Source organism: Paenibacillus sp. OV219 (assembly GCF_900110075.1).
Classification (GTDB): domain Bacteria; phylum Bacillota; class Bacilli; order Paenibacillales; family Paenibacillaceae; genus Paenibacillus_Z.
Map to the genome: position 1 here is coordinate 25,989 of NZ_FOCJ01000001.1, position 13,503 is coordinate 39,491.

Annotated in this window: 16 protein-coding genes; 12 read left to right on the forward strand and 4 right to left on the reverse strand. The window is 45.9% G+C overall.

Annotated elements, in window-relative coordinates; all coding sequences use genetic code 11:
* Positions 1–184 precede the first annotated feature (184 nt).
* Positions 185–1,356, reverse strand: a protein-coding gene (locus tag BMY11_RS00080) for an IS3 family transposase (protein WP_371262741.1) whose coding sequence is annotated in 2 segments (ribosomal slippage) — positions 185–1,083 and positions 1,083–1,356 — 1,173 coding nt in all. Because the reading frame shifts where the segments join, the coding sequence is not laid out codon by codon here.
* Between the two features lie 517 nt (positions 1,357–1,873).
* Between BMY11_RS00080 and BMY11_RS00090 the strand changes: the two genes are divergently transcribed.
* Positions 1,874–2,362 carry a GNAT family N-acetyltransferase gene (locus tag BMY11_RS00090; protein ID WP_090572443.1) on the forward strand — a complete coding sequence of 163 codons (489 nt, stop codon included), beginning with the start codon at positions 1,874–1,876 and terminating at the stop codon, positions 2,360–2,362.
* 166 nt (positions 2,363–2,528) lie between these two features.
* Here BMY11_RS00090 and BMY11_RS00095 read toward each other — a convergent pair whose 3' ends face one another.
* Complete coding sequence (locus BMY11_RS00095; protein ID WP_090572444.1) at positions 2,529–3,125, reverse strand: hypothetical protein; 597 nt, start codon at positions 3,123–3,125, stop codon at positions 2,529–2,531.
* A gap of 209 nt (positions 3,126–3,334) precedes the next feature.
* On the opposite strand from BMY11_RS00095, the gene BMY11_RS00100 reads away from it, so the two are divergent.
* The 6 genes from BMY11_RS00100 (at position 3,335) to BMY11_RS00125 (ending at position 7,542) form a co-directional block, all read left to right on the forward strand.
* Entirely contained in the window at positions 3,335–3,802 is a 468-nt protein-coding gene (locus BMY11_RS00100) for a hypothetical protein (RefSeq protein ID WP_090572445.1), read from the forward strand.
* A gap of 43 nt (positions 3,803–3,845) precedes the next feature.
* Positions 3,846–4,220 carry a hypothetical protein gene (locus BMY11_RS00105; protein ID WP_090572446.1) on the forward strand — a complete coding sequence of 125 codons (375 nt, stop codon included), beginning with the start codon at positions 3,846–3,848 and terminating at the stop codon, positions 4,218–4,220.
* A 398-nt stretch (positions 4,221–4,618) separates the two neighbouring features.
* Positions 4,619–5,008 carry a hypothetical protein gene (locus tag BMY11_RS00110; RefSeq protein WP_090572447.1) on the forward strand — a complete coding sequence of 130 codons (390 nt, stop codon included), beginning with the start codon at positions 4,619–4,621 and terminating at the stop codon, positions 5,006–5,008.
* Positions 5,009–5,246: 238 nt separating this feature from the next.
* Positions 5,247–6,383: a serine hydrolase domain-containing protein gene (locus BMY11_RS00115; protein WP_090572448.1), complete on the forward strand. Its 1,137-nt coding sequence runs from the start codon at positions 5,247–5,249 to the stop codon at positions 6,381–6,383.
* 52 nt (positions 6,384–6,435) lie between these two features.
* On the forward strand, positions 6,436–7,074 hold the full coding sequence (locus BMY11_RS00120; protein WP_090572449.1) for a GDSL-type esterase/lipase family protein: 639 nt from the start codon (positions 6,436–6,438) through the stop codon (positions 7,072–7,074).
* Positions 7,075–7,128: 54 nt separating this feature from the next.
* Positions 7,129–7,542, forward strand: coding sequence for a cupin domain-containing protein (locus BMY11_RS00125; RefSeq protein WP_256217241.1), 414 nt, complete (start codon positions 7,129–7,131; stop codon positions 7,540–7,542).
* A 91-nt stretch (positions 7,543–7,633) separates the two neighbouring features.
* Here BMY11_RS00125 and BMY11_RS00130 read toward each other — a convergent pair whose 3' ends face one another.
* Positions 7,634–7,897: a hypothetical protein gene (locus BMY11_RS00130; RefSeq protein ID WP_090572450.1), complete on the reverse strand. Its 264-nt coding sequence runs from the start codon at positions 7,895–7,897 to the stop codon at positions 7,634–7,636.
* Between the two features lie 100 nt (positions 7,898–7,997).
* Here BMY11_RS00130 and BMY11_RS00135 point away from each other — a divergent pair, with 100 nt between their 5' ends.
* Positions 7,998–8,753, forward strand: a complete 756-nt coding sequence (locus BMY11_RS00135; RefSeq protein WP_177182416.1) for a DUF429 domain-containing protein — start codon at positions 7,998–8,000, stop codon at positions 8,751–8,753.
* A gap of 19 nt (positions 8,754–8,772) precedes the next feature.
* Positions 8,773–8,934, forward strand: coding sequence for a P-loop NTPase family protein (locus tag BMY11_RS28650; RefSeq protein ID WP_177182417.1), 162 nt, complete (start codon positions 8,773–8,775; stop codon positions 8,932–8,934).
* A 145-nt stretch (positions 8,935–9,079) separates the two neighbouring features.
* Here the strand turns inward: BMY11_RS28650 and BMY11_RS00140 are convergent, their stop codons facing one another.
* On the reverse strand, positions 9,080–9,889 hold the full coding sequence (locus tag BMY11_RS00140) for a methyl-accepting chemotaxis protein (RefSeq protein ID WP_218150156.1): 810 nt from the start codon (positions 9,887–9,889) through the stop codon (positions 9,080–9,082).
* A 203-nt stretch (positions 9,890–10,092) separates the two neighbouring features.
* On the opposite strand from BMY11_RS00140, the gene BMY11_RS00145 reads away from it, so the two are divergent.
* Genes BMY11_RS00145 through BMY11_RS00155 form a run of 3 tightly spaced genes read left to right on the forward strand, consistent with a single transcriptional unit; the run spans position 10,093 to position 13,411 of the window.
* Positions 10,093–11,376 carry a phytoene desaturase family protein gene (locus BMY11_RS00145; protein WP_090572453.1) on the forward strand — a complete coding sequence of 428 codons (1,284 nt, stop codon included), beginning with the start codon at positions 10,093–10,095 and terminating at the stop codon, positions 11,374–11,376.
* An 18-nt stretch (positions 11,377–11,394) separates the two neighbouring features.
* A complete protein-coding gene (locus BMY11_RS00150; protein WP_090572454.1) occupies positions 11,395–12,315 on the forward strand; it encodes an RNA polymerase sigma-70 factor in 921 nt (306 codons plus the stop codon).
* A 52-nt stretch (positions 12,316–12,367) separates the two neighbouring features.
* Complete coding sequence (locus tag BMY11_RS00155) at positions 12,368–13,411, forward strand: DUF4037 domain-containing protein (RefSeq protein ID WP_090572455.1); 1,044 nt, start codon at positions 12,368–12,370, stop codon at positions 13,409–13,411.
* Positions 13,412–13,503: the final 92 nt, after the last annotated feature.

The window sequence follows — 13,503 nt, forward strand, 5'->3', positions numbered from 1 at the left end:
ACATTGGAAAAACACCCTGGTGTTGAAACTGATGAAAACGATAGGGGGTGCTTTTCATTATGGCAAAGTAGGGCAATTTTGTAGCACAACTACACTTCACATGTCGGGTGACAAGAACATAGTCCGAATGAAGTCCGCGTATGTGGTCTTACCCCCGTCAAGTAGACAGTGAAAAAAAGTCAGGTTATGCAACGGCCGTTTCCCGGTACTCAACCGGGGGACGGTTATTTAATTTCTTCTGAAATCTGTTGTGGTTATAAAACTCTATGTATTCTTCAATCGCTATGTAAAGCGATTCAGCTGTTTTGGGGCGAGTAAGATAAATCTTCTCTGTCTTCAGATGTGAAAAGAAAGACTCTATACATGCATTATCGTGACAGTTTCCACGCCTTGAATGGCTTGCTATCATCCCATACTCCTCTAATCGCTTGTTATAGTGCTTTGTTGTGTATTGAAATCCTTGGTCTGAATGCAGCATAGTGCCGTGGAGTTCTGTGGCACCATGAAGCTTCTCAAGCGTCTGCATGACGAGCTTCAAGTCATTACGTATCGAAAGGTGCCAGGCGACAACTTCGTTATTGTAGAGATCCTGAATCACCGACAGGTAATAGAACTGCTCTCCTGCACGAACATAGGTAATATCGGTAACCAGTTTGTGAATGGGTCTATCTGACTGAAACTCCCTATCGAGGCGATTAGGGTTTACAACGCACACTTCTTTACTGAAGAAGCGTCTTTTCTTACGTATAACGGACTGGATCTCGAGACGCTTCATCAATCTGTAGACACGTTTATGGTTAATGTGGAGGCCTTCTTTTCGCAGCGCTATGGTCATTCTTTTGTAGCCATAATAAGGATGGAGACGATGTATGGCCATGATATGATCCCTTATCGTCTGTTCTGCTTGTCGTCTTGCGTTTCTTTGTGCACGGGTCTTAAGCCATTTGTAATAGCCTGCACGAGAGACCTGAGCAATCTCAATCAGCCAGCGTAAAGGGAAACGCTGGCGCATCTCTTGAATGATTGAAAACCGTTCGCCTTTTTGCGTCACTCCTTGTGTAGATTTGGATACTGCTTTTTTAGATATTCATTCTCCGCCTTCACATAAGCCAGTTCTTCTTCCAGACTTGCGAACTTCGTTTTGGGCCTTCCTTTGTGGAACGTGTTCTGTCCACGACCATCTTCTAACGAAACTCCGTTTTGGGACTTCTTAACCCAAACGAGCACCTGACATTTACTACGTATATTCAACTGTTTCGCTACTTCTCGAGAACTTACCCCTGACTCATACAGACGAATGGCTTCACTTTTTAATTGCTCTGTGTATTGGATGAATACTTGTCCCTTTTTTGCCATGAAAAAATCCCCTCCGGTTGCAGCTTTCAAGTCCATTGTACCAGTGGACTTTTCTTCACTGTCAACCATAAGGGGATAATATCAATGTTGCGGGCTTTTTTAGTTATCGGATCAAGTTCTTGTCATTTTACGATGTCAAGAACATTGTCCGATTTCCGATTCCCGTTTAGTGATAAGAACATTATCCGATTACCGACGAGACTACGACAGAAGGGGAGGGGGATTAAGCTAACGGGGCAGTTATGCGGTATCTTTTATTTATACTCAATTAATACCGTGAATATGGTTTTGGAATTTAATACCATTATGTTGAGTCGTCGGCACAAGGCAGGCATCACAACCCTTCTGAAGATTGCGTGAAGATGAGCGCATTAACAGTAGAGTAGAAGAAGCTTGGAATGAATGACCCAATACAGATTTTGCAAATGATCGTTCAGATGAAAGGATTTGAAAGTTAATAGCACCCAGATATATAAACGTTTCATCATAATAAATTATAAAGATAGAAGGTGTTGTTATGATAAAAATTGAATTAATGGAAGCTTCCGTAGACGAGAAATGTGTTGTTCACAATCTATCTCAGTTCTACCTTTATGAATTCAGTACATACATGTCTTCCATTGCATTGGGGGATAATGCGCTTTATAATGGGCTTCCTGATTTGGATGAATATTGGGAGCATCCTAACCGAATAGCATTCATTATTCGGGTAGATAGCGAACTGGCGGGGTTTGTTCTTGTTATCAAAGGACTAGATGATGAACCGAACCAGATTGGTGAGTTTTTTATAATGAAAAAGTTTAACGGTAAGGGTGTTGGAAAGACTGTCGCTACAAAAATTTTTGACATGTTTCCAGGAAAATGGCTTATTCATGAGATGTGGAACAATTATAAAGCTCAAGCATTCTGGCGTAGTGTCATATCTTCATATACGAGTGGTGAGTATCGGGAGTATTACGATGACCGTAGAAGACCATTTCAAGAATTTATCACAAACAAAACTTAATGGTATATCTTCTATTATAATTGGACTATGCATCTATCGTTGAACTAACGAAGAACGATAGCTCAATTCAAAACGAAAATGCAACCGATCAATTTGTCGGTTGCGTTTCACAAATATAATATCTCATAAATAAGAGAGACGAAGGCTCGAAGCCAAACATCTCTTATTAATCTGAAGATAATCGTCTATTTAAAATAATTAAGCATGAATTTGTTGAATTTATTGAATTAATAATGCTCTCTCTTATTTCTTTAATTGCTTGTGACATAACATATTGAGGATTAACTAATCTTATATTCGGGGGTTGTATATCTGCCCATTCTTTCCATTCCTTGATTCTTCTCCAGTTTGAGGAATGTATCTGAATGATAAATGTACAATTTATGATGTTTCGATCATTTGAGCGAAAATGCATAATCTCATCGTCATTTAGTTGTGGAATAACTCCTTGTTTCAAAATATTCTCCCATGCGGAGCAACGTAAGTGGTTAGAACCTGAGTTCAGAGGCTCAAATAAACTTTGAATGATAGGACCTTCCGTTGCAAAGACTTTCATTTTTTGAAGCAATTGAAGATTGACGGCTAATTCATCTTTTAAATATTTTAAACATGCTTCCTTAGTATCTTCTTGAATTTTAATTTTCTCTTGTTCTTGAGCTACTTTATTCGTTTTTAATTCCTTGCTCGATATTAACTGAGCACCAAGAAAGCCAAGACCAGTGCCCAATAAATTGAAGGTGAAATCACTGAACCATCCCATCATTACATCGACGCTTCCCTTCTCACAGGGGTTAATACTCTATTAATATGAGAAGATATTAATTCTAGTACTTTTCATAAAACGATAGTTGCACTACGAAGAACAGGCTGCAGATCGATCGGCACCCTGTTGCGCTAACGGGCAAATAGCTCAATCAGACAAAGGGTACAATCCATATATCAATTAATACATTGGTACTAGGAAGTGAAAATGTGAACAAACAATCCTTGCTTGAATGGGAAGCTAAACATAACGCAATAAAACAAACCATTGATGGCTTCTGGAGTTGTTTTAGAAAATGGCGAAAAGAAGAAAAGGATGATTATCATAAAACATTCTATGGTAAGTTGTATGAAGAATTCATTAGTGTACACGAACGAGCAATATATCTAAAATATACATTTAGTCTTGAAGAAGCAGTAATTTTTTGTTCAGTCTATATTTTTTATTTGGAAGAAAGCATCGGTACATATGACATTGAATTTACTTTAGACGGGCAGATTGCCGACGACTATTTAGATTTTGGCGATGTCTTACTTAAAGATAGGATTTTAAAAATAAAACATAATTTAAGAATTGCTCGTAATGCCTTGAAAGAGGGTGTTGAAATAAGAACCATTTCAAATATTACCGAAATTGATTCTAAATACATACAGATTTTGAAGGAGAAGTATTGTTAAGCTAACGGGCACAATAGTTGAATATGCCATATAGGGTGATGAAATGAAATTAATCGGTAGTATAACAGAACAGGATTTCAGACGTCAGCTTTTGAGGTCGCATGACGCTCTGTTTACTCAAGTTCCAGAAGGTAATACGAAACTAAGGATACTACAAAATAAATATTCTAACTTAGCTACGGCGTACAGCCTCCATTGGATACCAGAGCAAGGGGAAGACATAGTAACTTACCTTATAAATACGGATATAGTTGCGATAGTCGAGACCGACCGTCATGATTCGAGCGTAGAACCTATAATTAAAACAATGACGGTTTCAAAATACAAGATTGGACTGTCTATGAAAGACCAAATTAAATTGGCAGTTGCTCTAGATTTGGCTCAAGAAGATTTGAGGCGCAATGGAACTAACAAGTAACGGGCAGATTAGTGGAACGATTTGCTTATATTTCAAGATACTATTATCGTGTTGCAATTTATATATTACATAGTTTGCAGCAAAGTTTAATTTGGTTTTTATTCTTTTTACTATTTATAAGTTTGTTAGTTACTTTTAGGGTATCGGATTCGAATCGAAGCTTTGGTAAACAATTCTTTAGTGTTTGCATTGGTCTTTTTTTTTTGGTGGATTGCTGTAATAATTATAGTGTTCGTTAAAGCATTTTCGTTATATTTATATCATTCCTTAAGCTAATGGGTAGAAGAGTTTAATATCGAGGGACGAAATGTACTCATTATTTTATAACGTAATGAGGAAAGCGCGACAAAAGAACAATTGGGACGTATAATTGGGATCCAAAAAGTGGGGTTTGAACGATGAAAATACTTTTTCGCATGATGATTCTTTTAGTGATTGTTACTTCTATGACGTTTCTATTCGGTTGCAGCAACAAAAGCGACAACCAGTCAGAAGATGCAGTTGTAAAAGAAGAGAAAATAGTCGGTAATGAAAAAATCGAATTAGGATTGTCAGAAGACATAAAAAAATTAACAATAACACAATTGAGTCAAATATCGGAGGATATGACTTACAAAGAGGTTGTAAGTACACTAGGTAATACCAAAGACATTGGTTCTGGGTTATATATATTCAGATATGAGTATGAGGATGGTCAATTTCTTGACATTACCTTTGGAAATTATGATGAAACAATACGCAAAGAAAATTATATAGCCATTCAGAAAATGATAAGTGATACTAATTGATTAAACTAAACGGGTACGGAAGTACAACAAATGTAACACGATTGAAATCCTGTCTTCATCACAGTTTAATGAAGTGCGTCTATAATAAATCTCAACCCCCTTTAATAAATATAACTTAGACCCGCAGCCCGTTGCTGTGGGTCTCTTTTTTATTTGAAATAACAGGGAGGATAATAGAATTTATCTGAAGAAATTTAGTTAAAGAAATAAAGAGATCACTAGTAGAGGATGAGGAATTATGAACTTTACACCACTATCCCGGTTTATCGATCGAATCACCTCCTGGCGCATTCCGTGGGCGGAAGTGCTTGTTATGCATCGCAATGAGATTGTCTTCCGCTACCGAGCAGGCTTCGTCGATCTGGAAGCGAAGACCCCAATTGATGAGGACAGGATTATCTATCTCTATTCGCTGACGAAAATACTGACGTGCACGGCCGCACTTCAATTGGTTGAAAAGGGAGCGATTCTGCTCGGCGATCCGATCTCCGCCTATCTGCCAGAGTTCACCGAAGTGGTGGTGGGAAAGAAGCAGATGGAGGATGGTGTTACAACGAAGTTGTCGGAACGTCCGATCACGGTTCGCGATCTATTCACGATGACAGCCGGCTTCTCCTACGACCTCACTTCGCCTTCCATACGGGAGGCTGTGGAACGAACGAACGGCCGGGTGCCGACTCGTGAGTTTGCTAGGGCCCTCGCCAAGGAGCCGCTGCTGTTCGAGCCGGGGACTCGGTGGAACTACAGTCTGTGCCATGACGTTCTTGCAGCGCTTGTTGAGGAGGTCGGCGGAAGGCGGTTCAGCACATACGTGCGTGAAGAAATTACTGGACCGCTAGGAATGCTCGACACAGGTTTCCATCTGTCAGAAGCGCAGCTTAGCCGTCTTGCGCCGCAATATGAATTTAATGATGCGCTTGGCAAGGCCGTTCGAATGGACGGCAACTGGTACCGCATCGGCATGGAATTCGATAGTGGCGGAGCAGGCCTGCTGTCAACCGTAAGCGATTATTCGCTTTTCCTGAACACGCTGACCAATCGCGGCACAAGCCCGGATGGCGTTCGCATCTTGTCACCTGCCAGCGTCGATCTGATGAGGACTGACCATCTGACCGAGCACACGCGGAGCGACTACAACTGGGAGCATCACGCCGGTTACGGTTATGGGCTTGGTGTAAGAACCCATATCTCTAAAGCGGGCAGCGGTTCAATATCCCCGCTCGGCGAGTTTGGCTGGAGTGGCGCGGCCGGCAGCTTCGCGATCATCGATCCCGAGTCGCAGTTGACCGTCATGTATGCGCAGCATTTGGTGAACAATCAGGAGCCTTACGTACATCCTCGATTAAAAAACATTGTGTACTCCTGCCTGTCGTAAGGGATCCGGACAGAAGACCGCGGCTCGGGAGTTCGAAATAGGAGTGATCGTTATGAACGATGCCAAGCTGAATGAATACCGCATGCTGAACCAGCACGCCCAAAAAGGGCAAATCTTATTTGTAGGATCTTCGTTAATGGAAGCATTTCCAATTTATGAAATGCAGCTGATGTTGAAGCTTGGTCTTGACCTTGTTATCTATAATCGTGGAATTGGTGGTACGACGACCGCAGATTTGCTGCAATCGATGGATGCGTGTATTTTTGATTTGGAGCCAAGCAAGCTCTTTATTAATATCGGCTCGAATGATATTGGAGCCACGGGGAATGACGGGTATAGCAAAGACACCCTGCTTATGAATTACACTACCATTTTGGATCAGATTAAAGAACGATTACCGCAGTGCGAAGTATTCGTGATGGCCTACTATCCGATCAATGCGCAAGCGGACTTTGGAATCGATGCAATTGATAAGATTCCGATGTTTACTACTCGAACAAACGCCAACATTCAAGAGGCGAATGAAGCAATCGAGCAATTAGCCAAGCAGCATGGATTTTCATTCATTAACGTGAACGAAGGCTTAACAGACGAGGAAGGGAATTTGAAGCCGGAATTCTCCGTGGAAGGCATCCATTTATGGCCGAACGCCTATACGGTCATACTGAATAATATGAAAAGGTATTTGTAAATCCAGACAATAAGTTATATTTCACTTACCCACACTCGAAGGAGACCTTACCTCATGTCCGGAATGAACTTCATATCATCCCTCTTAAACGGCCAGTCTTTTCAGCCATCTGGATCGAAATTGGTCATTGCAGATTGGAAAGCAGAAGGGACGCCAGAGGGCAGTGAACCGATGCCAATTGCGCCACTGCACCGGCATCTTGTTGATGATGAAGCGTGGTATGTACTCGAGGGACGGCTAGCTTTTCAAATTGATGATGAGATTATTGAAGCTAGTAGCGGACAAGCGGTCATCGTACCGAGCGGAAAGGCGCATACGTATTGGAATCCGGCGCCAGAAGAAGCGCGGTATCTGCTTATTATGACGGCTACGATTAGCACGCTTATCGAAGAGGTCCATAGGACGACCGACCGCAGCTGGGATAAAATGAAGGCGTTGTTCAGCGAATATGAGTCGGAGCTTCTGTAAGTTGAGACTCGAAGCGTCTAGCTCCTTTGCTTATCGCAGCACCAACTTGTCCCAAAAGAAAGAGCAGCTTAAGGAGCTGCTCTTTCATCTATTAACGGTAGCGCTTCAGCAAGAGGATGCCGCTAATGTCGGATGTTTTTTTGCGGTAGACGATTTTGAAGCCGATGTCGTTATCAAGCAAGCAATTTAAGGCGTTTATGAGCAGACCACCTGCAAAAAGACTATTCCTGCAAGGATAAGCGCTGCCGATGACGCGGACAGAAACGATTCTGCGCGCAGAACCGGAAATCAGAGGGTTGCGTGACCAAGTAATAAGCACCAGATCAGGCTGTTGAACTGCTTTTGTACGAGCCATTTTAGGGTTCCCCCTTTCGAGTTTGATCCCTATAGTAAATGCTAGTTTCATAGAAAAGGTGCAAATGCTCGCGAAGGTGAAAGGAACGAGGGAACTGCAAATGCCACGAGGAATTGGAATTGACGGCTGCCGATCAGGGTGGGCGGCGGTAATAATGGAGGACTCACCAGCAACAACCGAGCTACTATTGGCTCCTAACATAACGGAGCTATGGGCACTGCTGCAGCCCGAGCGCTGCGAAGATATACTCGTCTTCATTGACATGCCGATCGGTCTCCCGGAAGGCGAGCAGGGCAACAATAACACACATTCACTGCGCATAAGCGACGCCGATTGCCGGAAGCTGCTGCCGGTGAAGCGCAAGAGCAGTGTGTTCAACACACCGACCAGGCAGGCGACGTATTCGGGGACGCCATCGGAGACGAATTTTGCAATCGTGCAGAAGAAGCTGTCCAAGCAATCGGAGAACATCATTCCGAAGATAAGAGAAGTGGATTTGTTCATGAAGGCGAACCTGCCGTATGGAATTCAGCATCAAATGGAGGAGTCGCACCCAGAGCTAAATTTTCAACGTTTCAATGGAAATATGGCGCTTACGCATAACAAGAAGACGAAGGAAGGGATTGTCGAGCGCTCCCTTATTTTGCAGAACGCCAGCATTCCCGCAGCAGTGATAGAGTCCATGCTCAGCCATGCTCGGGCGAATGAAGTCTCTAAGGACGATATACTAGACGCAGCCGTGCTTGCTCTAGCGGCGTACAACATCAGCTCCGGTATTCGGACCAAGCTGAAAGTGTCTCCGAGCGAGCAGTATGATTACGCTGGTGAACTCGAAATGAACATTAGCTACTGTTAAAGGTGGTGAGATCCGTCAAGTGAGAATACGAATTGTCGGAGGCTGTGGCAGCGGCAAAACATACATTGCTGGGCAGCTCGCGAAGCGCTATGGCATTCCTCATATTCAGACCGATAATCTCGTCTGGGATCGGAGCGATGATTCCAAGTATCCGGAAGCGATCAGAGATAGGCGCATCTAGCGAAGCGTTATATTGTGAAGCTCAATACGGATATTTTGGATATATTGCTTCAAACCTATTCGATCCTCGAAAGGGAATGGCGATAGGAGAAAGGAGCCTGAAGAACAAGCCATGTGCTTAATGGCCGTCCGACTCCTTTTTTGCATTATTTCAACGTACTGGCGATGTCTTCAATGTGCGAGAACGTCGAGTTCAATTCCTCAAGTCCAGCGCTATGCTCTTGTGTAATGGCTGCGATTTGCTGTACCGCATCGTTCAAGCCTTGGTAGGCTTTTAGAATAAGCTCAAGCTGATCCTTGCTTGTCTGTGCGGCTTCCTTGCTCTTATCGGACATTTTGCGAATCTCGGTAGCGACGATATTGAAGCCTCTGCCTTGTTCCCCCGCACGTGCCGCTTCGATAGCAGCGTTGAGGCCAAGCAGATTCGATTGGGAAGCGACTTCCTCGACGAACAGGAGTGTCTCTTGAATTTGCTGAATGTCTTTCTTCACGACCTGTGTCGATTCCGATACTTCATGCAGTCGCTGTGTAATTTCGTTCGAGCCGAGCGAGATTTGGTTCGTTGTCTCCGACATGCCCGAGAGCAGCTCGATCAGCTTCGTCGATGCATCCCGTAGCGAGTACATCTGTACCGCTGATGAAATAATCGCTACAATCCCGATCATCTCCTCGTTCTCGTCGAAGAGCGGGATGCCGACCGATTTCACCGGTACAGGCAGTCTTGCACTAGCTGGTAAATCTTCCGTCTGGCGACTCTTCGTGTTCATGACTTTCTCCGGGATGAGACCTTTAAAAGCGCTGATTGGCATACCGACCTGCAAGTCAAGGCTCACTGTCGTGCCAGGCAAGCTATGAATCAGCTTCTCCGAATCGAAGATAGCGATGTGCGCATCGTCGGGGTACAAAGCTTGAATGCCTTTGGCGAGTGATATATATTGCTCAAGAATCATGTGCATTAGGAAATCCTCCGAAGTTAGAGTTTCATTATTTGATAGATACAGCATATGTTACTAGAATGCGTATAAACCAGTGACCATAGCACTAAAAACTGACATGCTTCGTCAATTTTGGTTTACCGCACTTTTTTCTATCCCTCTGTCACAAAATCCTCCTTTCGTTCGCCTTATCTCATGAAGACCACATACGGAGGGTGATTGAGATGCAAATGGCACACTATGATACAGCTGTTATTGGCGGAGGGTTGGCAGGATTGCTTGCAGCGCTTGAACTGGCGAAGAAGGGGCGCTCGGTTATCGTCATTGAGAAGTCGAGCCGGCTCGGAGGGCGGGCTATGACGAATACGCAGCACGGCATTCAATTGAATATGGGCGGTCATGCGCTGTATAAGACAGGGCGTGCCTATGAGATTTTGCAGGAGCATGGCATAAGTCTTGAGGGAGGACCTCCTTCCACGAAGACGAACGTCATCTGGAATAAGAAGCTGTATTCGTTATCGCCAGACCCAATTAGTATGCTGACCTCGAAGCTGCTGACCCTGTCTGGTAAAATAAACCTGATGCGTCTCATGCTGAAGCTCAGCAAGCTGGACGCGCAGCGGCTGCCTGTGACAATGAGCATACGCGAATGGGCAGAAGCGGAAGTGACTGACCCGAAGGTCAGGCATGTTTTCTATGCGCTGTGCAGAACGGCTACGTATACGCTTGATCCCGACTTTCAGCTTGCGGCACCGGCGCTTGCGCAAGTGCAGCGATCGTTGAAGGGCGGTGTGCTCTATGTTAATGGAGGCTGGCAGACCATTATTGAGCAGTTGCGGCAGAAGGCGCAGCAAGCAGGGGCGCACATTGTCAGTGGCAAGTCCATTCGTGAGATACAGCATGCGAACGGCCGTGTGCAGAGGCTGGTTTTTGCAGATGGCGAGGAGCTTGCCGTCTCGAACGTGATAAGTACCGCATCGCCATCGGAGAGCGCGAAGCTGGTGCAAGGAGCAGAAGCGACAGCGCTGCAGCGCTGGAAGACGGAAGCGAGGCCGGTGACGGCGGCATGTATGGACCTTGGCTTACGCAAGCTTCCGATCAAAGGGCGGCATCTTGCGCTTGGCCTTGATCAGCCGGTATTTTTCTCCGAGCATTCAGTGAGTGCGAAACTGAGCGATAACGGCGAAGTCGTCGTTCATTTGATCAAATATAACAGTCTCGGAACGTCTGATCCGAAGGCGGATGAGAAGCTGCTGCGCGAGACGATGTCGATGCTTCATCCGGGATGGGAGCAGGAGGTCATTGCCAAGCAGTTTCTGCCTAACATAACCGTCGTGCATGATTACCCGCACCGCGGGAAGAAGAAAACGGCAGTAGGCCCGGAAGTGCCGGAGATTCAAGGGTTGTATGTGGCAGGTGACTGGGTGAGTCATGGCGAGCTGCTCGCGGATGCTTCAGCGGCAAGCGCCAGAAGAGCGGCTGAAGCGATTGTTAGTAAACACGCTTAAATGTTGGAGGTGCATTTTATGGAACAGACAGAAGGAGCTGGAGCGGCTGCTAAGGTTTATACTACCTATAGATCGCTATTGTTTGCGCTAGCTTACCGCATGCTTGGCAGTGTAATGGATGCAGAAGATATCGTGCAAGAAGCTTTTCTCGCGATGAGTGAGATGAAGGTGGAGGATGTGCGGCATCCGAAGGCGTACTTGTGTAAAATCGTCACGAACCGCTGCATCGACCGCCTCCGATCAGCGAGCAAGCAGCGCGAGGTGTATGTTGGACCATGGCTGCCAGAGCCGTTAGTGGAGACAAGTCATTCCGTCGTTGATGAGCCGTTCAGCTCTTATATGCAGAAGGAGTCGCTGTCGACCGCCTACCTGCTGCTGCTTCAACAGCTCTCCTGGGTGGAACGGGCAGTTTTCCTGCTGCGTGAAGTGCTGCAATACGAATACGATGAGATCGCAGAGATTGTTGGCAAGAGCAGTACGAATTGCCGTCAAATCTTCCGTCGGGCGAAGCTTGCGATCAGCGGTATTCCAGAGGATGAGCGGGAGCTCGCTGGCGTGAACGTTCAGCAGAAGGAGACGACCCTAGTCGAACAGTTCGTGCAGGCGCTCGCCTCCGGCAACATGCCGCAGCTGCTAAGCATTGTGAAGGAAGGAGCCGTTCTCTACTCGGATGGCGGCGGCAAAGTAAGGGCAGCGGTTCGACCGATTGTTGGAGCGGATCGCATTGCGGCATTCTTCTTCGGACTGCAGGAGAAGCAGCTGCCCGAAGGGAATAGCTTTGCCTTTGCACCTGTGAACGGAGCTACCGGAGTTATTGGCTATGCGTACGGACAGCCTTATTTTGTCCTCACGGTTGAGATTAGGGAGGAGCAGATCGCTTCGTTGTACCTGGTGGTCAATCCGGATAAGCTGAAGCACGTGGTACCTATTAACAGCTGAGAAATAGGTGTATATTAGGTGAATGCAAGCTTATGGAGGTTAATGAGGCCAGATGCAGGGGATCGAATTAAGTAGAAAGTTTTATCACGATATAGTAGAACCGCTCATGCGCGAGTACTCGGAATCGGACGATTATGCCGCAGCATTGATTGGACCAGGCAGTGAAGTGCTTGGCTTCGATACCGAAATGTCGCAGGATCACGACTGGGGACCGCGTGTATGCTTGTTCCTTGGTGCTAGTTATCCAGCTGAGGCGTCAGATGAGCTGCGTACGCTGCTTGAGAAGCGGTCGCCTAAGCAGTTTTATAGCTTTCCTGTGGATACAGGAATGACGCGAATTACGACAGTGAATAGCTTTTTGAATAGTAGACTTGGAATAGATATGCATGATGAGATGGATCTGATCGACTGGCTCACCTTCCCGTCGCAGACGCTGCTTGAGCTAACAAGCGGTGCTGTGTTTAAGGACGGAGCCGGTCAGTTGGAGGAACTGCGCGATCGGTTCGCTTATTATCCAGATGACATCTGGCTCTACCTGATCACCTGCACCTGGCAGCGGATCGGGCAGGAGGAGCATCTGATGAACCGGGCCGGCTATGTAGGCGACGAGCTTGGCTCCGCCGTCATGGGCTCCCGCATCGTTCGCGATGTGATGAATCTGTGCTTCCTGATGGAGCGGAAGTATGCGCCGTATCCGAAGTGGTTCGGGACTGCGTTTAAGCAGCTGAACTGCGCGGAGCAGCTAATGCCTCTCTTGTGGGAAGCGCAGACGGCTAAGAACTGGAAAGCGCGGGAGGGCGCATTGGGTCGCGTGTACCGCATATTGGCCCGGATGCATAACGATTTGGGGATAACAGAAACAAAGGTAGGGGAGGAAGCGATGTCTTTCTTCACTCGCCCCTTCAACGTCATGAACGGCGGCGACATTGCGCTATTGCTCAGGGAACGAATCCAGGACAGCGATATCCGCTGGCTGGCGGAGCACCGTCCAATCGGCAGCATCGACCAGATTACGGACAATACCGATGTCCGTAACATGCCGCAATCGCCATCAAGCCGGGAGCGATTGAAGGCACTCTATAATCGCGTTGAATAAATAAACCCGCCGTCATGCTGCATGACGGCGGGTTTATTGCTGGTTAGATAATCTGGCGATTGAGCTGCAGGAGCTCTGAGAGTCGGAAAACG

Excerpts from the sequence above, each read along its gene's own strand:
- BMY11_RS00125 (WP_256217241.1), top strand. The coding sequence starts at position 7,129 with ATGTCCGGAATGAACTTCATATCATCCCTCTTAAACGGCCAGTCTTTT.
- BMY11_RS00095 (WP_090572444.1), bottom strand. The coding sequence starts at position 3,125 with ATGATGGGATGGTTCAGTGATTTCACCTTCAATTTATTGGGCACTGGT.
- BMY11_RS00155 (WP_090572455.1), top strand. The coding sequence starts at position 12,368 with ATGCAGGGGATCGAATTAAGTAGAAAGTTTTATCACGATATAGTAGAA.
- BMY11_RS00130 (WP_090572450.1), bottom strand. The coding sequence starts at position 7,897 with ATGGCTCGTACAAAAGCAGTTCAACAGCCTGATCTGGTGCTTATTACT.
- BMY11_RS00120 (WP_090572449.1), top strand. The coding sequence starts at position 6,436 with ATGAACGATGCCAAGCTGAATGAATACCGCATGCTGAACCAGCACGCC.
- BMY11_RS00140 (WP_218150156.1), bottom strand. The coding sequence starts at position 9,889 with ATGCACATGATTCTTGAGCAATATATATCACTCGCCAAAGGCATTCAA.
- BMY11_RS00135 (WP_177182416.1), top strand. The coding sequence starts at position 7,998 with ATGCCACGAGGAATTGGAATTGACGGCTGCCGATCAGGGTGGGCGGCG.
- BMY11_RS00145 (WP_090572453.1), top strand. The coding sequence starts at position 10,093 with ATGCAAATGGCACACTATGATACAGCTGTTATTGGCGGAGGGTTGGCA.
- BMY11_RS00115 (WP_090572448.1), top strand. The coding sequence starts at position 5,247 with ATGAACTTTACACCACTATCCCGGTTTATCGATCGAATCACCTCCTGG.
- BMY11_RS00110 (WP_090572447.1), top strand. The coding sequence starts at position 4,619 with ATGAAAATACTTTTTCGCATGATGATTCTTTTAGTGATTGTTACTTCT.
- BMY11_RS00150 (WP_090572454.1), top strand. The coding sequence starts at position 11,395 with ATGGAACAGACAGAAGGAGCTGGAGCGGCTGCTAAGGTTTATACTACC.
- BMY11_RS00105 (WP_090572446.1), top strand. The coding sequence starts at position 3,846 with ATGAAATTAATCGGTAGTATAACAGAACAGGATTTCAGACGTCAGCTT.
- BMY11_RS00090 (WP_090572443.1), top strand. The coding sequence starts at position 1,874 with ATGATAAAAATTGAATTAATGGAAGCTTCCGTAGACGAGAAATGTGTT.